Below are 21,584 nucleotides of genomic sequence, written 5' to 3'. Positions count from 1 at the left end.
CAGCATGAGTGCGGACGACGACGGTAAGCCGGCGGTGCCCGGCGGGTTCAGCATGACCGATCGGCTGGAGGCCGACGCCACCGTGCTGCCCGACGACGCCGAGCTGCCGCCGGGGGCCGAACCGGCCGACCTGCACACCGAGACCGGCCCGCAGGCGCGGATCATCGGTGTGGTCGTCACGCACAAGCGCCGCGAGCTGCTCGCCGAGTCGCTGAAGGTGCTGGCCTCGCAGTCGCGTCCGCTCGATCACCTGATCGTGGTCGACAACGCCAACGAGGACGAGGTGGCCGAGCTGGTCGCCCAGCAGCCGATCGAGGCGACCTACCTGGGCTCGCGCCACAACCTCGGCGGCGCGGGCGGTTTCGCGCTCGGCATGCTGCACGCGCTCACCATGGGCGCGGACTGGGTGTGGCTGGCCGACGACGACGGCCGCCCCGACGGTCCCGAGGTGCTGGCCACGCTGCTCGACTGCGCGCGCAGGCACAACCTCGTCGAGGTGTCGCCGGTGGTGTGCGACATCGACGAACCCGACCGGCTCGCCTTCCCGCTGCGCCGCGGCGTGGTGTGGCGGCGGCTGCGCTCCGAACTCGGCGACGAGGACTTCCTGCCGGGCATCGCGTCGCTGTTCAACGGCGCGCTGATCTCGGCCAAGGCCGTCGACCTGATCGGCGTGCCCGACCTGCGCCTGTTCGTGCGCGGCGACGAGGTGGAGGTGCACCGCCGCCTGGTCCGCTCCGGGCTGCCGTTCGGCACCTGTCTGCAGACCGCGTACCTGCACCCCAACGGCGCCGAGGAGTTCAAGCCGATCCTCGGCGGCCGGATGCACACCCAGTACCCCGACGACCCGGTCAAGCGGTACTTCACCTACCGCAACCGCGGTTATCTGATGGCGCAGCCGGGCATGCGCAAGCTGCTGCCGCAGGAGTGGATCCGGTTCTCCTGGTTCTTCCTCGTGACCCGGCGCGACCCCGCCGGCCTGCGCGAATGGTTCCGGCTGCGCTCGCTCGGGCGCAACGAGCAGTTCGGCAAGCCCGAGCCGAAATAAATCGGTTGCCGCGGGTCGCGGTGATGTGACAGGGTCGAGGGACCAGCGAGAAGCAAGGAGGAGGTGGATGTCCGTGGTGAGGATTGCCGTGCCCAGGCGCGCCGTGCGCGCCGACGTGGACTCCCCCTCGAACACTTCTCGCTGAGCCCTGCTGTCGGGCTCGGCCCCGACGAAGGACTTCCTCCAATGGTCGATTACGACCGTCTCGTCCCTTACGGCTGGACCGAAGCCGTAGCTTCCGAATATCTTCCCGTGCTCGCCGAAGGGCTCTCGCCCGCGCGCATCGTCCGGATGGACCGCAGCGAATGCGACGTGGTGACCGCGCACGGGCCGACCCGCGCCGCCTGCCCGCGCGACATCACCGGGCTGTGCACCGGTGACTGGGTCGGCATCGACGCCGAACGCACGGTGCGGCAACTGCTGCCGCGGCGCTCGGTGATCATGCGGTCGTCGGTGTCCGGGCGTTCGGTCGCCCAGGTGCTGGCGACCAATGTCGACACCGTGCTGATCTGCACGGCCGCCGACGGCGACGTCGACCTGGGGCGCATCGAGCGGATGCTGGCACTGGCCTGGGAGAGCAACGCCCAGCCGGTGGTGGTGCTCACCAAAGCCGATGCGGCGGTGGATATCCCGCTCGACGAGGTGCGCGCCATCGCACCGGGAGCGACGGTGCTCGCGGTGAGCGCCGCCGCCGATGTCGGCCTGGATGTGCTGCGGGCCGTGCTCACCGGCACGGTCGCGCTGCTCGGGCCTTCCGGCGCGGGCAAGTCGACCCTGGCCAACGCGCTGCTCGGCGCGGACGTGTTCGCCACCAACGCCGTTCGCGCGGTGGACGGCAAGGGCCGGCACACCACGGTGCACCGGGAACTGCGGCCACTGCCCGGCGGTGGAACGCTGATCGACACCCCGGGTCTGCGCGGCATCGGGCTGTACGACGCCGCCGAGGGTATCGGCAAGACCTTCAGCGACATCGAATCCCTCGCCGCCGATTGCCGATTCGACGACTGCGCGCACGAGACCGAACCCGGCTGCGCGGTCCTGGCCGCCCTCGCCGACGGCACCCTCCCCGACCGCCGCCTCGCGAGCTATCGCAAGCTGGCCAAGGAGAACGAGTGGATGGCCGCCCGCACCGACAAGCGCCTCGCCGCCGAGCGCGCCCAGGTGTGGAAGACCATCCGCAAGGAGCAGCGCCGGCAGTACCGCGAACGCGGACGTCGCTGAGCTGGTCGGATCGATCACCACGCTCCGGGATCGTCGTCGCTCAGCGGCGGCGGACCGGGCGTGGTGATCGCCGTTCGCTCGCCCGGACGTCACCGCCGCACCGGGGTAGGGTTCGGGCGCACGGTTCGCTATCCGGGAGGAATCAATGAGCAGCCCCGGCGATTTCCCGCCACCACACCCTGTCGCGCCCGGCAGCCCCGTACCCGGCTTCAGCCCGCCCGCCCCGGGCGGTCCCGCACCAGGTTTCGGGCAGCCCGGCCCTGGCATCCCTCCGCCTGGACCAGCCGGATCTGGCGCGCACGGCCTCGGCCAGGCGCAGGATGGTTCGAGCGCGTTCGAGCGGTTGCCGGTCGAGCGTCTACCGCAGGGCTTTCCGACTCGGCAGCCGCCTCCGGTGGGCGAGAACACCTTCGACGGGTTTGCGAGCCCGGCGGTCGAGGCTGATGCGAATCCACTCGCGCCGCATGGCGCACCGGGGCGGCTCGGCGGGCCGCCGCACCATGATCCGAACGCCCTGAGCGGACCCCACTCGACGCCTGGGCATCCCATCCCACCGGGACCTGGCATGCCGGGTCAGTTCGCTGGGACAGGCGGCGCGCCCGGACAGTTCGGCGGCCTGCCGAGCCGGCCCGGCCAGTTCGGCGGACCACCAAGCGCGGCTGCACCATTCGGCGGACCACCAAGCGCGCCCGGGCTGTTCAGCGAACCGGCAAGCGCGCCTGCACCATTCGATGGACCGTCTAGCGCGCCCGGGCAGTTCGGTGGACCCCAGAGTGCACCCGGCCAGTTCGGTGGACCGCAGGGCGCGCCTGGGCAGTTCGGTGGACCGCCGAACGTACCCGGCCAGTTCGGCGGACCGCAGGGCGCGCCTGGGCAGTTCGGTCATCCGCAGGGTGGGGCGGGGCAGTTCGGGGTGCCGCAGGGTGGGGCAGGGCCGCAGGGGGCGGCGCCGGGTGTGCCGAATCCGCCTGGGCTGGTGGTGGATGCGTCCTATTTGTGGACCGCGTTCATGTTGGCGCTGGTGAAGCCGAAGATCTTCGTCAACGGGCAGCGGGTGCCGGATACGCGGTGGGGGCGCAATCATGTGCCGGTGGGGCCGGGGCAGTATCACGTACGCGTGGTGACGCCATGGCTGTTCGATATGGGGCCTGCGCAGACGGTGGTGCCGGTCGGGGCCGGGCCGGGGAGCACGGTGTACTACCGGTCGCCCGCGGTGTTCTTCCTCAACGGTGCGATCGGTGACGGGCCGCAGAAGACGCCCGGACTGGTCCTGGCATTGCTGCCCGGCGCGGTGGCCTTGGTCCTGTTCCTGTTGACGTTCCTGGCGATCCTGTTCGGCTGACCGACGAGAAACGACCTCAGCTGGGGTCGATGCCGTACAGCCTGGCCCAGTTCTCCCGGCTGGTGAGCTCGGGGACCGCGGCGCGGTACTGCGCCTGCAGCGCGGGCAGTTCCTTGCGGAGCTTGCGCAGCGTGCGGTAGGTGCGGATGAGCAGCGCGCGGGCGCGGGCCTTGTCGCGGCGGCGCACGCGGACACCGGACTGCGAGGCGTCGGTGACGACCACGTGGTCGAACAGGCCGACGTGCCACCAGTGCGCGTCCTCACGGGTGACGCCGATCAGGCCGTGCTGGGTGCGCCCGGTCCACTGGGCGATGGCGCGCTTGATCAGCACCAGGGTGACCCGGCTCGGCTCACCGCCGGCCCGGCGCACCTGGATGTCGGCGGAGTTCACCGGCGGGGTGGCGGCGGGGTGCTTGATGGTCTCGGGGTAGTCGCCCCTGGTGCCGCGGGCCGCGGCCAGCGCGTCGATGCCGCCGTCGCGCAGCACCTGCGGGCCCTTCATGAAGTCCTCGATGCCCTGCAGGGTGGTGTGCACCAGGCCGTACTGCATGCCGACCAGGTGCTCGGCGATGTAGCGGAAGAAGTCCCTGGTGATGGCCTTGCCGTCGAGATCGGTGTGCAGGGCGCCGACGATGAGCGAGTTGCGCGTGGAGAAGTAGCGCGCCCAGTCGTCGTAGTCCTTCCAGTAGAAGTCGGCGTGCCAGACGGCGGCGTTGGGCAGCGTGACGGTGACGAACCCGTGCTCGCGCGCGCGGATGCCGTACTCGACGTCGTCCCACTGGAAGAAGATCGGCACCGGCAGGCCGATCTTGGCGACCACCTCGGCCGGGATCAGGCAGGTCCACCAGGCGTTGTAGCCCGCGTCGACGCGGCGCTCCTGGTTCTTCTTCAGCATGGAGGTGTTGCGCAGCGCCTTGGGCACCTTCTGCCCGTGCTTGAGCTCGTGCAGGTGCACCTCCTCCGCACCGACATTGAGGTAGTCGGGGTTGAGCAGGAACAGCATCTGCGCGCCGACCAGGGTCGGTTCGACGGTGAGGTTGGCGAAGGCCTGCAACCGCAGCACGGTCTCGGGCTCGCAGAGGATGTCGTCGTCCATCAGGATGACGTCGGCGTGCTCGTTGGCCGCCGACACCTCGTAGAGGCCGCGGGTGAAGCCGCCTGCGCCGCCGAGGTTGGGCTGACGGAGGTAGCGCAGCTTGTCGCCGAAGTCGGGGCGCACCTGCTGGAACAGCGGGCGGTTCTCGACCAGGTCGGTGCCCTGGTCGACGACGTAGACGGCGTCGATGGCCGCCAGCACGGTGGCGTCGGAGGCCAGCGCGGCCACGGTGTGGGCGCAGTCCTCGGCGCGATTGAAGGTGCAGATCGCGATCGCGACCGGGCGGACCTTCTCCGGCGCCTGCGCGGTCCAGGCGAGCTCGGTGATGTCGACGGCGCCGCCGATGGCGTCGAACTCGAGCCACAGCGCGCCACCGTCGACGTACTGGTCCAGCGGAGCGCTCAGGCTGACGTACCCGCTGCTGGTGGCCACGAGCGAGGCGATGATGCGGCGGTGGCCCGCGATGTCGGAGGCCACCAGGCGCACATTGGCCTTGTCCCCGACCTCGAGGGTCGCGCTCACGGTCACCTCGGTGACGGTGGTCCAGCGCTGCCAGTAGCTGGCGGCGAAGCGGCCGAAGTAGGTGTTGGTGTGCGCGGTGGCGCCCTTGGGCAGGTGCAGCGAGTGGCGCTCACGGACCGCGGCGCCACCCTTGACGACGGCGTAGAGCTCGTCGCTCACCCGGGCGGACGGACCGGTGAAGATGCCCCTGGCCAGCACCAGCCGCTCCGGCGCCGCGTGTTCACCGCGCAGCGAGTCCGGCGCGGCCTCGCGCCGATCGTTCGATTCGGTCACGGCTCCCGTAGCCGACTGTTCCATGAAGTCCTCGAAATTCTCGGTATCGACTGCGCCGACGCAAGCAGTCACGTAAAGAAGGGGCGGCGCGGCAGGCGGGGGTGAGGATATCAATCGCCCGGCGTCGTCGCGCCGTCAGTGAGGGGTCGCCGCACCCCGCGCGTGTTGCTCCACAGTTGCCGTGGAGCCGGTGAAGACGAATTTGTCGTAGGCCCAGTAGCGGAATACGACGGCGACGATCTGGCCGATCAGCGTGCCGGAAATGTTGTCCGACAGCGGCGAGGACAGATCGAGGACATAGCGGGAAAAGCCGAGGCAGCCGAGTTGCAGCCCGATCGCGACGACATTGAAGACCGCGTACAAAAGGTATTCGCGACCCGGGTTGTCGGTCTTCTTGTGGGAGAAGGTCCACCACTTGTTGCCGAAGTAGGTGACCACCGTCGCCACCGCGATCGCGATGATCTTGGCGAGCAGCGGCGAGTGATACAGCACACCCTCGGTGAAGCTGACTCCGCCGCCCCAGAAGACCAGCAGGTTGTAGGTGCCCGCGTCGACGAGGAACCCGATCGCGCCGACGACGAGGAAGGCCGCGCCCTGCCGCAGCGCCGTCACCACCTTCGACATCAGCGACGCGGGGACCGGCTCGGACAACTCGGGGTGGGACACGGGCCGACCGTACACCGATGGCCCGTTCGGTCCCGCGTTAAGCTCGCTGAACCGGGTGAGCGGATCGGACGTGCGCTGTGTACCCTCCCGGTGTCCCACTGCTGCCTACATCGAGGATTGACCCGGGTGGACTCCACCGAGCTTCGCATTGCCGCCGTGGTCCCCTGCCACAACGAAGAGGCCGCGGTCGCCAAGGTCGTCGCCGACCTGAAGGCCGCCGTGCCGGGGATCGTCGTCTACGTCTACGACAACCTGAGCACCGACCGCACCGCCGAATGCGCCCGCGAGGCCGGGGCGATCGTGCGCTACGAGAACACCAAGGGCAAGGGCAACGTGGTCCGCCGCGCCTTCGCCGACATCGAAGCCGACGTCTACGTGATGATCGACGGCGACGACACCTACGAGGCGTCGGCGGCGCCGCTGATGATCAAGACGCTGCTCGACGGCCCCTACGACCACGTACTCGGCGTGCGCAAGCAGGACGACAGCGACACCAGCGCGTACCGCTCCGGCCACGAGACCGGCAACAAGGTGCTCAACGGCGTGGTCGGCAAGGTCTTCGGCGAGAACGTCGAGGACATGCTGAGCGGTTTCCGGGTGTTCTCGCGCCGGTTCGTCAAGAGCTTCCCCGCCGTCTCGCGCGAGTTCGAGATCGAGACCGAGCTGACCGTTCATTCGCTGCACCTGCGGGTGCCGCAGACCGCGGTGCACGTCGGGTTCCGGGACCGGCCCGCGGGCAGTGAGTCCAAGCTGCGCACCTACCGCGACGGCACCAAGATCCTCGCCCTGATCTTGGGCCTGGCCAGGCACGAGCGCCCGGTGGCGTTCTACGGCCTGTTCGGCACGCTGGCGTGGCTGGTCTCGATCGTGCTGACCATCCCGATCGTGGTGGAGTTCTACAACAGCCACACGGTGCCGCGTTTCCCGACGCTGTTCCTCGCGTTCACGCTGCTGCTGCTCGGCAGCCTGGCCTGGACCGCCGGCCTGATCCTCGACGGCATCCGCCGGTCCCGCCACGAGGCGGCGCGGCTGATCTACCTGCGCTATTCGGCTGTCGGGGCGCACGACGACGTGGCCGCCGGAGACCGTCGGTGACGACTTCGACCGAGCCGGACACCGTCGTCGAGCTCAGCAAGACCGAGTCGCCCGCACCGAGCACCAAGGACCGGATCCTGGCCCCGGTGCGCGCGCTGACCCACCGGCTGGGCGCGGCGACGGTGGCGTTCGCGGTGCTGACCACCGTGTTCGGCGCGCTGTTCGCCGTGCTGACCCCGCCGTTCTGGGGTCATGACGAGCTGACCCAGTTCGGCCGCGCCTACCAGGTGGCGCACGGCGGGGTGTTCCCGCAGCGCATCGTCGACGACCGCGGCGTCGCCTACGGCGGCCAGATCCCGGTCAGCGTCGACGCGCTGATGGGCTACGCCTTCCGCGACTACAACGACAACCCCGACGAGCCCGACGCGATGGTGGCCGATCCCGGCGCCTACGACCGGCTCGGCGCCGCCGAGATCAGCGCGGCCACCAAGCAGATGTGGTTCACCAACACCGCCGCCTACTCGCCGGTGCCGTACGTGCCCGCCGCCGTCGGCATCCGGCTCGGTGAGGCGCTGGGCCTCAACGTCGGCGGGATGTACCTGCTGACCAGGCTGGCCGGGCTGGTGGCCTACCTCGCGGTGGTCGGTTTCGCGCTGTACGCGCTGCGCGAGCGACGCAGTCAGTGGCTGGTGTTCACCGTCGCGGTGCTGCCGATCGCGCTGTTCCAGGCGGGCACCGTCACCGCGGACACGCTCACCAACGCGCTCGCGATCATGGTCTCGGCGCTGTTGCTGAAGGCGCTGTTCCTGGGCGACCCGCTGCGCCGGGTGGAGACCGGGGCGCTGCTGGCCGCGACCATCGCGCTGCCGCTGAGCAAACCGACCTATGTGCTGCTGGCGATGCTGGTGGTGGTCGTGCCCGCCGACCGGCTCGGATTCTCCGGCAAGGGCAAGTTCGTGCCGTGGGCGTTCGCCGCCACCGGCGCCGCGCTTTTCCTGGCCTGGACCAAGGTGGCCGCGCCGACCGGTGAGGGAATGGGCCTGATGCGCCCGCAGCACCAGTGGTACGAGGTGCGTCCCGGCGACCAGCTGAAGGGAATCCTCACCGACCCGGTGCAATTCGTGCACACCTTCGGCGAGAGCATCGCATTGCGCGATCACCGGTGGTTCAACCAGTTCTTCGGTGAACTCGGTTTCGCCTATGTCGACGTGCCCGCCGTGTCGATGCTGGCGTGCCTGATCGCGTTCGCGGTGAGTTTCGGTATCGCCGAGCGGATGAGCACCGTCACGGCCACGTTCCGGCGCACCCTGATCCTGGCGCTCACCGTGCTCGCCAGCGTGGCGATGATCTACGTGACGCTGTACATGTCGTTCACGCCGGTGGATTTCTACATCATCGACGGTGTGCAGGGCCGCTATTTCGTGCCGCTGGCCATCCTCGGCCTCGCGGTGCTGGCGCGCTGGGTTCCGTTGCGGCTCAGCGATTCCGATGGTTCGATTCCCACCAGGGGCACCGCGATCACGATCACCTGCGCTTCGGCTTTCGCGCTGATCGGCGCCGCGGCGACGTATTACACCGTCGTCTGGGGATAACTCCCCGGACGACGGTGGGGCTCACAGCGTCTTTTCGCCCGCGGCCGCGTAGGCGTTTTCGGTGGCGGCCTTCTTGGGCCGCCACCAGTCCTCGTTGTCCCGATACCAGGTGATGGTGTCGGCCAGGCCGGCCGCGAAGTCCGCGTAGCGCGGTGACCAGCCCAGTTCCGCGCGCAGCAGGCTCGCGTCGATGGCGTAGCGCTGGTCGTGGCCGGGGCGGTCGGTGACGTGGTCGAAATCGGTGGGCTCGCGGTCGAAGGCACGCAGGATGAGCTGGACGACACTGAGATTGTCGAGCTCGCCCTCGGCGCCGATGAGATAGGTCTGCCCGATGCGGCCGCGGTCGAGAATGTCCCAGACCGCGCGATTGTGGTCGTCGACGTGGATCCAGTCACGCACCTGGTGCCCGGCGCCGTAGAGACGCGGGCGAACCCCGTCGATCAGATTGGTGATCTGGCGCGGGATGAATTTCTCGACGTGCTGATACGGACCGTAATTGTTGGAGCAGTTCGACAGGGTCGCGCGGACACCGAAGGAACGGGTCCAGGCGCGCACGAGGAGATCGCTGCCCGCTTTGGTCGCCGAATACGGGCTGGACGGGTTGTAGGCCGTGGTTTCGGTGAAGGCCGGGTCGTCGGGGGTGAGGTCGCCGTACACCTCGTCGGTGGAGACGTGGTGATAGCGCACGTCGTGGCGGCGCACGGCCTGGAGCAGCGAGTAGGTGCCGACGATATTGGTCTGCACGAACGGCCACGGCTCGGCCAGCGAGTTGTCGTTGTGCGATTCGGCCGCGAAATGCACCACCGCGTCGACGCCGCTGACCAGATTGTCGACCAGATCGAGGTCGGCGATGTCGCCGTGCACGAATTCGATCCGGTCGGCGACCGAATCCAGCGAGGCGCGGTTTCCGGCGTAGGTGAGCGCGTCGAGGACGGTCACGTGCACATCCGGGCGCGTGGCCACGGTCTGCTGGACGAAATTCGCACCGATGAACCCGGCCCCGCCGGTTACGAGCACTCGCACCCGGCCAACGATACGGGGTTCGCCGATATCGTTCGGGACCGGAGGGCGACGGTAATCGCGTGCCGCAGCGGTTGCGCAGTTCGGCACTCCAGAGATTTACTCTGTGACGTCCGTCACGCTACACGCCGGTAGGTTACGACTCGGGGTTTGGTTTCCTGAGAAAAACCCCGGTCAACGCTCAGGTTTCCGGGACCGCACTGGTACTGGGGTATCAGCGGTGAACGGAATTTGAATAGACGGTCACGGGGGGTTCACCGCTCGTTAGCTGCGAGGGATTTTGATCAGTCAGTCCCCTCCGAACGCTCCAACATCGAGGTTCTACGAAATGCTGATGAGGAAATTCGCCGCCACCTCGGCGCTGCTGATCGCCGCCCTGGGCGTCACCGCCGGTGCCGTCAACGCCGCCCCGGCCGAGGCCCAGGCCCCGATCAACTTCTCCGCGCAGGAAGTGAACGGCACGTCCGTCATCACCACCGACGCGGGCTCGCTGGTCACCGAGGACGGTGCCTTCAAGGTCAAGGCCGCCGACGGCACCACCGTCGCCGCCACCCCGCTGTCGTTCCGCCTGGACGACTTCGAGTTCCCGATCGCCGCCGAGATCTCCGGCAACAAGGCCGTCCTGACCCCGGAGCTCGACCCGGCCAAGGCTGTCTACAAGCCCGTCGCCCTGCCGTTCGAGAACCAGGCGCCGTGGAAGACCGAGTACGACCGTGAGCTCGCGGCGTTCAACCGCATGAAGGACACCATCTCGGTGGGTGCCGCTGTCGGCGCGCTCGTCGGTGGCATCGGCGGCGCGGCCGTCGGTTGTGTCCTCGGCGGCATCGTCGGCGCGACCGTCGCCTCGGCGACCATCGTCGGCCTGTTCGGCCCGTTCCTGCCCGCCGCCGCCATCGGCTGCATCGGTGGCATCCTGGCCGTCGGTTCGCTCGGCGCGCTGGCCGGTCAGATCTTCATCACCGCCCCCGTGGCGATCGGTGCGGCGATCCAGTACTTCGCCACCACCACCGCTCCGTTCACCCCGCCGGCCAAGTAATCCCGGTTCCGAACGCGCAGAAAGCCCCGTCCGGCTCGTGCCGGGCGGGGCTTCTGGCATGTGCCGGCGGCTCGTCCGGCCGATCGTGATCAGGCCGTCCGAGCCGGATCGGCGGCTTACGCGGTCCTGGCCCGCTGGGCGGGTTCCAGGGCGACGCGGACGAACTTGGCCACCCGGCCGAGGACCGAACGGCTCTCCGGCATGCCGGGCAGGATGCTCATGAAGGCGTGCACCTGACCGCGCCACAGCTCCAGCGTGACCGGGACACCCGCCGCGGTGAGCCGGTGCGCCATCAGTTCACAGTCGTAGCGCAGCAGTTCGTCCTCGGCGGCGATGAGCAGGACCGGCGGCAGACCGGCGAGCTCGGCGTTGACCGGGGACATGGCCGGGTCGAGCGGTCCGTCGACCTCGGCGCCGAGCCGCACCACGGCCTCCAGCCCGGCCAGCGGGATGTAGGCGTCGCGGGCGACGTTGACGTAGTCCTTCTTGGCCCCGTAGTCGAGGTCGAGCAGTGGGCTCAGCCCCACCAGCGCCGCGGGCAGCGGCAGGCCGATCTCCCGGGAGCGCAGCGCGGTGGCGAAGGTGAGGTAGCCGCCCGCCGAGTCGCCGGCGAAGACGATGCGGGCCGGGTCGGCGCCGTGGCGCAGCAGCCAGCGGTAGGCCAGCACGCAGTCGTCGATCGCCAGGGTGATCGAGCGGCCGGGCAGCTGCCGGTATTCGACATTGAGCACGGGCAGTCCGGTCCGCCGGGCGATCCCGGCGACGACGGCGCGGTGCGACTGCAGCCCGCCGACGGCGAACCCGCCGCCGTGCATATACAGCACGGCACCGTGGCGCACGGCGCGCGAACCGCCCGCGGGCCGCACCATCTCCATCTTGAACCCGTCCATCTGGATCTGCTCGCGCTCGACGCCGTGCGGTTCCGGCCGCAGCCGCGAGAGCAGGTCCACGGCGACGGCGCCGACGGGGATGGTGGCCCGGTTGATCGGCACGGTCCGCAGCAGCGGGCCGATGATGCCGACGCAGGCGCCCATCAGCACGCGCGAGGAGGTACTCGTTCGCCCGGAGTTGACGATGATGCCCGCCGCGGGAGCGGCTGCTACCTTCTTCCCACCCACCGCGGGGCCGATGGCACCCACCACACCGGGTCCAGGGATCTTCGTCGCACCCATCGCGCACCTACCTCACAGCTGGCGCGTCGACGCCGGACCGGCACCCACTCCGGCTCCGATGTCGTCGCTGACATCTAACACAGTGATGTTTCACACATCCACGGCTCACCCAACCAGATGAACGCCATGTCTGTACCGGTTATCGCCCGACACACCCGGACGCCAAACGTTCGTGACCAATTCGTCGACGTGTCGGAACCTCCCCGACTCCGCGGGAGCGGGAGCTGGCAGACTTCCCCCATGCGCGGAATCATTCTGGCGGGCGGCACCGGTTCGCGGCTGCACCCCATCACGCGCGGGGTGAGCAAGCAGCTCGTCCCGGTCTACGACAAGCCCATGGTCTACTACCCGTTGTCCACCCTCATGTTGGCAGGGATCGACGACATTCTGGTGATCACCACGCCGGAGGACGCCGACGCGTTCACCCGGCTGCTCGGTGACGGCAGCCAGTTCGGCGTCTCGATCAGCTACGTGGTGCAGCCCGAGCCCGACGGCCTGGCCCGCGCGTTCGTGCTGGGTGCCGACCACATCGGCACCGAGCCCGCCGCCCTGGTGCTGGGTGACAACATCTTCCACGGCCCCGGCCTCGGCGCCAGCCTGGAACGCTTCCACGACGTCGACGGCGGCGCGGTGTTCGCCTACTGGGTCAAGGACCCGACCGCCTACGGCGTGGTGGAGTTCGAGCAGGGCCGCGCGGTCTCCATCGAGGAGAAGCCGAAGCGGCCGCGCTCCAACTACGCCATCCCCGGCCTCTACTTCTACGACAACGACGTGGTGCAGATCGCCCGCGAGCTGAAGCCGTCGGCGCGCGGGGAGTACGAGATCACCGACATCAACCGCGCGTATCTGGAGCAGGGCAAGCTCAGCGTCGACGTGCTGGCACGCGGCACCGCCTGGCTCGACACCGGCACCTTCGACTCGCTGCTCGACGCCGCCAACTACGTGCGCACCGTCGAGGAGCGCCAGGGCCTCAAGATCGGCGTGCCCGAGGAGGTGGCCTGGCGACGCGGCCTGATCGACGACGAACAGCTGTGCGAGCTGGCCGAACCGATGGTGCGCTCGGGCTACGGCCGGTACCTGCTGGATCTGATCGACCGCGGAAGAGACTGGTAGCGCATGCAGATCCGTGAACTGGCCATCCCCGGCGCGTGGGAGGTGACCCCGCGCCTGCTCGGCGACGACCGCGGCATGTTCTGCGAGTCGTTCAAGGCCTCGGAGTTCGAGAAGGCCACCGGCCGCCCGTTCGAGCTGCACCAGGTGAACACCTCGGTCTCGGCGGCGGGCGTGCTGCGCGGCATCCACTACACCGAGGACCCGCCGGGGCAGGCCAAGTACGTCACCTGCGTACGCGGCGCGTTCCTGGACGTGGTGGTGGACCTGCGGCCCGGCTCGCCGACCTACGGCCGCTGGGACAGCGTGCTGCTCGACGACGTACACCGCCGCTCGGTGTTCCTGTCCGAGGGCCTCGGCCACGCCATCCTCTCGCTGGAGGACGGCTCGACGGTCACCTACCTGTGCTCGCTCGAGTACACCCCCGAGTTCGACCGCGACATGGACGCCTTCGATTCCCGCCTCGGCATCGACTGGCCCGCCGCGGGCCGCGACGGCAGCCCGCTCACCTACATCCGCTCCGCCAAAGACGAAGCGGCCCCGCCTTTTTCCTGATTCACGTGAAACGACGCCCCGGGAGCAGTGCTCCCGGGGCGCCGATTGCGAACCGCCACGGTTTCGGCCGCCGATTACACAGCTTCGAGCACCTTCGCCTCGGTGGCGGGCACCTCGACAGCCTGCGACCGGCCGCGGCGCGGCAGGAAGACCGTCAGGGCGACCAGCGCGCCGACGATGGTGACGGCGGCGGCGAACTCCAGGCCGGGCCGGTAGGTGTCGAGCATCTGCTGCGGCGTCGCACTGGCGACGTGGCTGCCGGAGGTGACGATCGCGGTGGTCACCGCGAGCACGATGGCCGCGCCGACCTGCATGGAGGTCTGCAGCACGCCGGCGGCCAGACCCTGCTCCTCGTCGTCGATACCGCTGGTGGCCTGCACGTTGATCGCCGGGAAGCCGACCCAGCCGATGCCGATCAGCAGGATGGCGGGCAGCAGCACGGTCAGGTAGTCCGGCGCGGTGTCGATCCGCAGGAACAGCAGGTAGCCGACGGCCATCACGGACATGGTGACGGCGATGACCGGCCCGGTGCCGAAGCGGTCGATGAGCTTCTCGGAGAAGAACGCCGACCCCACCACCAGGATGCCGACCGGCAGCAGCGCCATGGCGAGCTTCAGCGCCGACCACTGCAGCGAGTCCTGCAGGTACAGGGTGACGATGAACTGCCAGCTGAAGTACGAACCGGCGACCGCGATGATGGCCAGGCTGGCCCGCACCAGCGACACCTTGCGCAGGATGCCCAGCCGCACCAGCGGGTGCTTCACCCGCTGCTCGGTGATCACGAACGCGGCGAACAGGGCGATCACGGCGAGGAACGAGCCCAGGGTGCGGACGGTGGCCCAGCCCACCTCCGGCGCGGTGACGACGGTGTAGACCAGCAGCAACATGCCCGCGGTCGACAGCAGCGCGCCGAGCAGATCGTGCCCGCCCTCCTCGGCCTTACCGTCCTTGGGCACCAGCACGAAGGCGGCGACCAGGGCGGCCAGCGCGATCGGGACCGGCAGCAGGAAGGTCCAGCGCCAGCCGACGCCGGTCATCAGGCCACCGAACAGCAGGCCCATGGAGTAACCGCCCGCGCCGAACACGGTGTAGATGGACAGCGCCTTGTTGCGCGCCTTTCCTTCGGCGAAGGTCGTGGTGATGATCGACAGGCCGGTGGGCGCGGTGAACGCGGCGGCCAGGCCCTTGATGAAGCGGGTGACGATCAGCAGCGTGGGGTCACTGACCAGGCCGCCGACCAGGGAGGCGATCGCGAAGACCGCCAGGGCGATGAGGAAGACCTTGCGGCGCCCGAGCAGGTCGGCCGTGCGGCCGCCGAGCAGCAGCAGACCGCCGTAACCGAGGACGTAGCCGCTGACGAGCCACTGCAGGGTGGAGGTGGACAGATCGAGCTCGGCGCCGATGGACGGCAGCGCCACGCCGATCATCGAAACGTCGAGACCGTCGAGGAACAGAACGATGCACAGGGTGATCAGCATGCCCCAGAGCCGGGCAGACCATTTGGTCGGATCGGTCGCCTGATCGGCGGCCGAAAGCGTTGCTGGCGAAGTCATGCGGGGAACATTACATGCGCATGCATTAAATGCCAACACATTTAATGCGGTTGCATGGGTGTGCCCCGACCACTAAGATGGGGCCATGTCGAACCCGGCCAGCACGACAGCTCGGCGCAACGAGGCGCCCACCGAGCTCGTCGGCCAGTGGCGCGAACTGCTCGATCGGCACGCCGCCGTGAGCTGCGCACTGGAGAAGGCGCTCCAGCACGACCATCAGATCGGTCTCAGCGAATTCGAGACCCTGGATCGACTGGTCGACGCGGATTGTCAGAAGTACCGGATGACCGAACTGGCGGGCGATATCTACCTGAGCCAGAGCGCGCTCTCGCGCGCCGTGGCCCGGCTGGAACGCGACGGCCTGGTCGAGCGCACCATGTGCGTCGAGGACCGCCGCGCCATCTTCGTCCAGCTCACCGACAAGGGCAGGGCGGTCTACGACCAGGCCCTGCCCACACACCGCTCGGTGCTCGCCGGCTCCTGGGACCGGCCTACAGCGTGTCCATAGCGGCCGCGGCGATATCGGTGAACGCGCGCCGGTAGCGGTCGAAATCGGCCGGCTTGTCCAGGTAGGCCGAGCCGGCGAAGGTCTCGGCGAAGACCACCGGCGGTTCCGGCCGGTCCAGCGAGCCGTCGACGCCGAAGTCCAGGATCACGAACCGGCCCGACTCCAGCCCCGCGTGGTAGCCGGTGTCGCCGGCGACCACCTGGATCCGGACCGTGTCCAGTTCGGCCAGCTCGCGCAGCCGCGCGCGCTGCCCCTTCGCCACCCGGTCGTCGCCGATGCGCCGGTTCAGCACCGCCTCGGCCAGCACCACGTGCAGGCGCAGCGGCGAGTCCGCGCGGGTGAGCAGCGCCTGCCTGGCCGCGTGGACCCGCAGCCTGCGCTCCAGCTCGGCCTCGGTCAGCCCGGGAACGGTCTGCTCGAGCAATGCCGTGGTGTAGTCCTCGGTCCGCAGCAGGGCCGGGACCAGGCCGTCCTCGTAGATCGACAGTCCGGTCGCGGCCTCCTCCAGGCCGATGTAGACCTCGAATCCCTCCGGGATGACGTCGCCGTAGCTGGTCCACCACCCCCTGGCCTTGGTCTCGCGCGCGAGCGCGGCCAGCGGCTCGATCAGCTCGGCCGGTGCGCCGTAGACCTTGCACATGGCCTCGACATCGAGGCTGCGCAGTGATGTCTGCCCCGTCTCGATCCGCCAGATCTTCGCTTCCGACCACTCGAGTTGCGCCGCCGCGGTCCGTGTCGTCATCCGCGCCTGATTGCGCAGATCACGTAAGTGTCTGCCCAGTTGCCTGCGCGGCATCGTCGAACCCGTGACGCCCTGTGGTGAAGCCATCCTGCCCCCCTGTATCCAAATCCGGTCTCCCCCATCTCTTTCGGAGACCGCCCTACGCGACCGGCTGCTCGCCGGATCAGCGTACGGATTGTTTCACAATGAATCGGACAACGCGCACCACGTAGTTCCGGGGGCAAGCCGCGAGCTACTTCTTCTTGCGGAACCGCCAGAACTGCACAGCGCGAACGTCTTCGGAGAGCTGGTTCACCGGCTCGGCCACATCCGACAGCGCCTGGAACAAGCCGTCGGCCAGATCGCTGATGTGCTCGACGCGGCCCGCGAGGCGGGCGGCGTTGTCGGCGAACTCCAGCATCAGGCGCACCGAGGCGGCGATCGTGAGCCCCAGTGGCACCGCGACCAGCGCGGCCAGGATGCCGAGCAGCACCGAGGCCTTCCACATCAGGACCGTGAGCGCGACCGGAACGCCGATGCCGAAGGAGACGACGCCGAGTATGTAGGCCAGCGGCAGCAAAGTCCTGGTTGCGGGCCTGCGGAACTGCACATCGAGCAGGGTGCGCAGCACCTCGGCGGCCCACTGCTTGGCCGATCCGGTGCTGCGGAAGGGATCGTCGAACCCCGCATCGCGAGGAATGTCCGTTTCATCCGGATTCGCGTCGTCGCGGCGCTGCGCGCGGGCGGCGGAGCGCTTCGCATCGGTCTCTTTCCAAGAGAGCCAGCGCGATTCGGCTTCGTACTCCTCGGGGTCCTCGTCGGGCGACGAGGAGGTGCCCGGCACGTCGGTCATGACCCGAATCCTGCCCGGTTTCAGCCCCTACGCCAACCCACGCCCGCTACCGATCGGCGATAGCGAAGGTGATCGAACTGAGACGAACCGAACAGTCCTGAATATTTTTCCGGAACGGCGTAACGAGATCGCCACCTCCGGGCGATACGCCCCATGAACGCAGGAACGAAGCATTCGGGGAATGGAGAACACAGTGCGCACGACGTTTCCGACCACCACAACGGCCGCCGACAAGGGTGCCGCCGCGCAGGAGTACGCCGCGCGTGGATGGACGGTCGCCGAAACGGCCAACGGCCTGTGCCTGATCACCGACGAGGACGTCTCGGCCATCGAGATCACCGGTGACATGGCCGGCGAGGTCCGCCGCTTCCTGCGCGCCAACAACCTGTCCGGCCCCGTGATCGAGATCCCGGGCCAGGAGCGTCGCGAGATCCACCTGGTCACCGGTGTCCGCAAGGCCGCCATGGCGATCGAGGCCATGCGCGAGGCCGGCGTCGTCGTCTACACCGACGGTGCCAGCATCCCGCTGCCCCCGACCCAGCTCGCCGCGGGTTCCGCGTCCTGGGGCGTCGCCCCGTCCGAGGCCCGCTGGGTTCCCCCGGTCGTCGCCCTCGGTGCCGCGGTGCGCGCCGCCGTCCGCAAGCGTGCCGCCGGCCGCAAGCCCGCCGCGCTGACCCTGGCCAGCTAGGCACAACAGCTCCGAACCCGCGACCGCGACGCCTCCCCGACGTCGCGGTCGCGGGTTTCGGCGTTTCCGGATCAGGGCGGGCCGGACCGCGCAAGGATGGGGTCATGGCTCCGCGAACACTGCTGCGCACCTGTCCGCTGTGTGAGGCCGTCTGCGGCCTGACGATCACCCTCGACGACGCCGACCGGGTGCTCTCGGTGCGCGGCGACCGCGACGATCCGTTCAGCAAGGGCTTCCTGTGCCCGAAGGGCGCCAGCTTCGGCAAGCTCGACGAGGACCCCGACCTGGTCACCACCCCGCTCATCCGCGAGGGCACCGAGTTCCGCGCCGCCAGCTGGGACGAGGCCTTCGACCTCATCGCCACCAGATTCGCCGAGGTCACCGCGACGCACGGCAGCGGCGCCACCGGCATCTACCTCGGCAATCCCAACGCGCACACCGTGGCGGGGGCGCTGTATCTGCCCGCGCTCATCCGCGCGCTGAGCACCCGGCACATCTATACCGCCAGCACCGCCGACCAGATGCCCAAGCAGGTCGCGGCCGGGCTCATGTTCGGCGATCCGCTGACCGTCCCGGTCCCCGACCTCGACCGCACCGACTTCCTGCTGATGCTCGGCGCGAACCCGCTCGAATCCAACGGCTCGCTGTGCACCGCGCCGGACTTCCCCGGCCGGTTGAAGGCGCTGCGGGCGCGCGGCGGCACCCTGGTGGTGGTCGACCCGCGCGAGACCAGGACCGCCGCGGTGGCCGACCGGCACCTCTACATCCGGCCCGGCGCCGACGCCTACCTGCTGTTCGCGATCATCCACACCCTGTTCGCCGAGAACCTGACCGAGGTCCGGCTCGACGTCGACGGCATCGACACCCTGCGCGCCACCGCCGCGGAGTTCACCCCGGACGCGGTGGCCGAGCGCACCGGGATCCCCGCCGACACCATCCGCGGCCTGGCCCGCGACCTGGCCGCCGCTCCCACCGCCGCGGTCTACGCCAGGATCGGCACCTGCACCGCGGAATTCGGCACGATCACCCAGTGGCTGGTCGACGCGATCAACGCACTCACCGGCAACCTCGACGCACCCGGCGGCGCCATGTTCGCCACCGCGGCGGCCGGCGGCATCCCCCGGTCCCGGCCGTTCCGGCCGGGCCGCTGGACCAGCCGGGTCCGCGGCCTGCCCGAGGCGATGGGCGAACTGCCCGTCGCCACCCTCGCCGACGAGATCGAAACCCCGGGCGACGGCCAGATCCGGGCACTGGTGACGGTCGCGGGCAACCCGGTGCTGTCGGCGCCGAGCGGCGCCCGGCTCGACCGCGGCCTGGCCGAGCTGGACTTCATGGTCAGCGTGGACCGGTATGTCAACGAGACCACCCGGCACGCCTCGGTCATCCTGCCGCCGCCGCGCTCGGTGCAGTCGCCGCACTACGACTTCGCGCTGTTGCAGTTCGCCGTGCGCAACTACGCGCGCTACTCGCCGCCGCTGGTGCCGCTCGACGGGCGCCCGTCGGAGTCGGCGGTGCTCGCCCGCCTCGCCGCCGCCGTCAGCGGGCAGCCGCACGACGGCGAGGGCGCGGCGAGCCCGATCGCGGTGGTCGACGAGCTGGTCATCGCCGGCATGCTGCACAAGGCCGGGATGAGCGAGCGCCGCGACGAGCTGGAGGGCGCCGACACCACCGAACAGCGCATCGACCTGATGCTCAAGCTCGGCCCGTACGGCGCGTGGAACGGCGGCGAACTCAGCCTGCGCACCCTGCTCGACAATCCGCACGGCCTGGATCTGGGCCCGTTGCGGCCGCGTCTGCCCGGTGCCCTGCGCACCGCGTCCGGCAAGGTCGACCTGGCGCCCGCGCAGCTGGTCGACGATGTGGCCAGGCTGCGCGCCGGGCTCACCGCGAGCGCGCCGGAGATGGTGCTGATCGGGCGCAGGCAGTTGCGCTCCAACAACAGCTGGATGCACAACATCGCCGGACTGGTCGGCGGGTCCAACCGCTGCACCCTGCAGATCCATCCCGACGACGCGACCCGGCTCGGGCTCGGCGAGCAGGCGAAGATCAGTTCGGCGGCCGGATCGCTGACCGTGCAGGTGGAGCAGACGCCGACGATCATGCCGGGCGTGGTGAGCCTGCCGCACGGCTGGGGCCACAGCGCGAGTACCAGCCAGTCGGTTGCCAGCGCGACGCCCGGCGTGAATGCCAATGTGCTGACCGATGATTCGGTGGTCGACGCGATCTCGGGCACCGCGGTCTTCAACGGCGTGCCGGTGACGGTAGGTCCGGCCTGATCGGTCTACCTGGGAAACCCTTGCGCAAACCGCACTTTCGTACCGTTCGCAACAATGGACACGCCCCACGAGTTGTGATGCTCCCCTACACTGGATGAGATTGCGGTCACAAGCGGGGGTTTCAGCGCGAAACCCGCATCACCCGGTTCGGCTAGCAGAGGGGGCCCCGATGCCCGGAAAACACGTCGGCAGCGACGGAGAGCACGAGCTTCAGGACACGTTGGGCACCACCGACCGGGCCGAACGTTTCTACGACGACCAGGTCATCGACTATCTCAATCCATCGATGGTCGAATTCGTCGGCCGGATGGACATGGCCTTCATCTCCACCGCCGACGCGCACGGCGAATGTGACGCCAGCTTCCGCGCGGGGACACCGGGGTTCCTGCACGTCATCGACGAACGCACGATTGCGTACCCCGAGTACCGGGGTAACGGGGTGATGGCCAGCCTCGGCAACATCCTCGAGAACCCGCACGTCGGGATTCTGATGATCGATTTCGTGCGCGACCTGATCGGCCTGCACATCAACGGCAAGGCGCGCATGGTTGCCGACAGTGAGCTACGCGAGACCGTCGACGATCTGCCCGCCGCGGAGCGAGGACGTGCCTCGCAGGTGTGGGTCGTCGTCGACGTGGAAGAGGCCTACATCCACTGCCGCAAGCACATTCCGCAGATGGTGCCCGTCGCACGGGACCGGCGCGAATGGGGCACCGACAACGTCCGGGCCAAGGGCGGCGACTACTTCGGCGTCAAGGCGGGCAAACAGCCCGCGCCCGCCGCCGCCAAGGCCAGCTGACTACTTGATCTTGAAGATCACCGCACGCTGCACGACGAAGTTGATGACGGTGGCGGTGCCCTGCGCGACGACGAACGCCAGCGGCTGCCGCCACCACTCTCCGGGCAGCGCGAAGTACAGCGCCGCGTTGATGCCGATCTGCACGGCGAAGGTCACCGCGTAGAGCACGACGACGGCGATGAACCTGGCCCGGCTCGGCTCGGCCTTGAACGTCCAGCGCCGGTTGATCAGGTACGCGGTGGTGGTGCCGCAGACGAACCCGACCGCCTTGGCCAGGCTCACCGGCAGGCCGATCAGGTTCAGCAGCAGGCTGTAGATGCCGTAGTCGACGATCGCCGAGAGGCCGCCGGTGAGCGTGAACCGCACGATCTGCGTCTTCAGGTCTACGTCGGTTCCACCGGGCTCGTCGACCAGCGGAATTTCGGCGGGAAGCGGCAGATGCGGTTGGGCTTGCACGTGAGGAAGACTACGAGACCGGTCGCGTGTCCCGCCATGCATGTA

20 protein-coding genes are annotated in these 21,584 nt (G+C 69.2%); 12 read left to right on the top strand and 8 right to left on the bottom strand.

Annotation, left to right across the window (positions count from 1 at the left end; all coding sequences use genetic code 11):
* Window positions 1–4 precede the first annotated feature (4 nt).
* The 3 genes from glfT1 to EL493_RS04725 all read left to right on the top strand — a co-directional run bounded on the left by glfT1 (window position 5) and on the right by EL493_RS04725 (window position 3,608).
* Window positions 5–1,045, top strand: coding sequence for a galactofuranosyltransferase GlfT1 (gene glfT1, locus EL493_RS04735; RefSeq protein WP_019044453.1), 1,041 nt, complete (start codon window positions 5–7; stop codon window positions 1,043–1,045).
* 186 nt (window positions 1,046–1,231) lie between these two features.
* Window positions 1,232–2,266 (top strand): ribosome small subunit-dependent GTPase A, encoded by a 1,035-nt coding sequence (gene rsgA / locus EL493_RS04730; RefSeq protein WP_022566516.1) that lies wholly within the window; start codon window positions 1,232–1,234, stop codon window positions 2,264–2,266.
* Between the two features lie 955 nt (window positions 2,267–3,221).
* Window positions 3,222–3,608 (top strand): hypothetical protein, encoded by a 387-nt coding sequence (locus tag EL493_RS04725; protein ID WP_126405559.1) that lies wholly within the window; start codon window positions 3,222–3,224, stop codon window positions 3,606–3,608.
* 16 nt (window positions 3,609–3,624) lie between these two features.
* Here EL493_RS04725 and EL493_RS04720 read toward each other — a convergent pair whose 3' ends face one another.
* Window positions 3,625–5,523, bottom strand: coding sequence for a glycosyltransferase (locus EL493_RS04720; RefSeq protein ID WP_022566518.1), 1,899 nt, complete (start codon window positions 5,521–5,523; stop codon window positions 3,625–3,627).
* 111 nt (window positions 5,524–5,634) lie between these two features.
* Window positions 5,635–6,165, bottom strand: a complete 531-nt coding sequence (locus tag EL493_RS04715; RefSeq protein WP_019044449.1) for a GtrA family protein — start codon at window positions 6,163–6,165, stop codon at window positions 5,635–5,637.
* Window positions 6,166–6,291: 126 nt separating this feature from the next.
* Between EL493_RS04715 and EL493_RS04710 the strand changes: the two genes are divergently transcribed.
* Complete coding sequence (locus EL493_RS04710; RefSeq protein ID WP_019044448.1) at window positions 6,292–7,260, top strand: glycosyltransferase; 969 nt, start codon at window positions 6,292–6,294, stop codon at window positions 7,258–7,260.
* Entirely contained in the window at window positions 7,257–8,792 is a 1,536-nt protein-coding gene (locus EL493_RS04705; protein ID WP_019044447.1) for a DUF2142 domain-containing protein, read from the top strand. The genes EL493_RS04710 and EL493_RS04705 overlap by 4 nt, the downstream gene beginning before the upstream one ends.
* Window positions 8,793–8,813: 21 nt before the next feature.
* Here the strand turns inward: EL493_RS04705 and rfbB are convergent, their stop codons facing one another.
* Window positions 8,814–9,815, bottom strand: coding sequence for a dTDP-glucose 4,6-dehydratase (rfbB, locus tag EL493_RS04700; protein ID WP_022566520.1), 1,002 nt, complete (start codon window positions 9,813–9,815; stop codon window positions 8,814–8,816).
* A 325-nt stretch (window positions 9,816–10,140) separates the two neighbouring features.
* Between rfbB and EL493_RS04695 the strand changes: the two genes are divergently transcribed.
* A complete protein-coding gene (locus EL493_RS04695; RefSeq protein ID WP_019044445.1) occupies window positions 10,141–10,848 on the top strand; it encodes a membrane protein in 708 nt (235 codons plus the stop codon).
* 116 nt (window positions 10,849–10,964) lie between these two features.
* Here EL493_RS04695 and EL493_RS04690 read toward each other — a convergent pair whose 3' ends face one another.
* Window positions 10,965–12,020, bottom strand: coding sequence for an alpha/beta hydrolase (locus EL493_RS04690; RefSeq protein ID WP_019044444.1), 1,056 nt, complete (start codon window positions 12,018–12,020; stop codon window positions 10,965–10,967).
* A 240-nt stretch (window positions 12,021–12,260) separates the two neighbouring features.
* Here EL493_RS04690 and rfbA point away from each other — a divergent pair, with 240 nt between their 5' ends.
* Together rfbA and EL493_RS04680 are read left to right on the top strand one after the other, a co-directional pair.
* Window positions 12,261–13,133 (top strand): glucose-1-phosphate thymidylyltransferase RfbA, encoded by an 873-nt coding sequence (gene rfbA / locus EL493_RS04685; RefSeq protein ID WP_019044443.1) that lies wholly within the window; start codon window positions 12,261–12,263, stop codon window positions 13,131–13,133.
* Between the two features lie 3 nt (window positions 13,134–13,136).
* A complete protein-coding gene (locus tag EL493_RS04680; protein ID WP_019044442.1) occupies window positions 13,137–13,685 on the top strand; it encodes a dTDP-4-dehydrorhamnose 3,5-epimerase family protein in 549 nt (182 codons plus the stop codon).
* Window positions 13,686–13,759: 74 nt separating this feature from the next.
* Here the strand turns inward: EL493_RS04680 and EL493_RS04675 are convergent, their stop codons facing one another.
* The gene (locus EL493_RS04675) at window positions 13,760–15,238 is read right to left on the bottom strand and encodes an MFS transporter (protein ID WP_022566521.1); all 1,479 of its coding nucleotides are present in this window, start codon (window positions 15,236–15,238) and stop codon (window positions 13,760–13,762) included.
* A gap of 85 nt (window positions 15,239–15,323) precedes the next feature.
* Here EL493_RS04675 and EL493_RS04670 point away from each other — a divergent pair, with 85 nt between their 5' ends.
* On the top strand, window positions 15,324–15,746 hold the full coding sequence (locus EL493_RS04670) for a MarR family winged helix-turn-helix transcriptional regulator (protein ID WP_019044440.1): 423 nt from the start codon (window positions 15,324–15,326) through the stop codon (window positions 15,744–15,746).
* Here EL493_RS04670 and EL493_RS04665 read toward each other — a convergent pair.
* Together EL493_RS04665 and EL493_RS04660 are read right to left on the bottom strand one after the other, a co-directional pair.
* Window positions 15,730–16,575 (bottom strand): helix-turn-helix domain-containing protein, encoded by an 846-nt coding sequence (locus tag EL493_RS04665; protein ID WP_036835158.1) that lies wholly within the window; start codon window positions 16,573–16,575, stop codon window positions 15,730–15,732. The two genes, EL493_RS04670 and EL493_RS04665, sit on opposite strands and share 17 nt — an antisense overlap.
* A gap of 145 nt (window positions 16,576–16,720) precedes the next feature.
* Window positions 16,721–17,320 (bottom strand): DUF4282 domain-containing protein, encoded by a 600-nt coding sequence (locus tag EL493_RS04660; protein WP_019044438.1) that lies wholly within the window; start codon window positions 17,318–17,320, stop codon window positions 16,721–16,723.
* A gap of 181 nt (window positions 17,321–17,501) precedes the next feature.
* On the opposite strand from EL493_RS04660, the gene EL493_RS04655 reads away from it, so the two are divergent.
* From EL493_RS04655 to EL493_RS04645, 3 genes are all read left to right on the top strand, one after another.
* Window positions 17,502–18,008 carry a hypothetical protein gene (locus tag EL493_RS04655; protein ID WP_019044437.1) on the top strand — a complete coding sequence of 169 codons (507 nt, stop codon included), beginning with the start codon at window positions 17,502–17,504 and terminating at the stop codon, window positions 18,006–18,008.
* 104 nt (window positions 18,009–18,112) lie between these two features.
* Entirely contained in the window at window positions 18,113–20,284 is a 2,172-nt protein-coding gene (locus EL493_RS04650) for a molybdopterin-dependent oxidoreductase (RefSeq protein WP_019044436.1), read from the top strand.
* Between the two features lie 169 nt (window positions 20,285–20,453).
* Window positions 20,454–21,083, top strand: a complete 630-nt coding sequence (locus EL493_RS04645; protein ID WP_019044435.1) for a pyridoxamine 5'-phosphate oxidase family protein — start codon at window positions 20,454–20,456, stop codon at window positions 21,081–21,083.
* Here EL493_RS04645 and EL493_RS04640 read toward each other — a convergent pair whose 3' ends face one another.
* Window positions 21,084–21,581 carry a GtrA family protein gene (locus tag EL493_RS04640; RefSeq protein ID WP_022566522.1) on the bottom strand — a complete coding sequence of 166 codons (498 nt, stop codon included), beginning with the start codon at window positions 21,579–21,581 and terminating at the stop codon, window positions 21,084–21,086. It lies immediately after the preceding gene.
* Window positions 21,582–21,584: the final 3 nt, after the last annotated feature.

The sequence above is a fragment of the Nocardia asteroides genome, from assembly GCF_900637185.1.
Lineage (GTDB): Bacteria > Actinomycetota > Actinomycetes > Mycobacteriales > Mycobacteriaceae > Nocardia > Nocardia asteroides.
The sequence above is the reverse complement of the archived record's forward strand: the minus strand, read 5'-3'. Positions and strand labels throughout refer to the sequence as shown.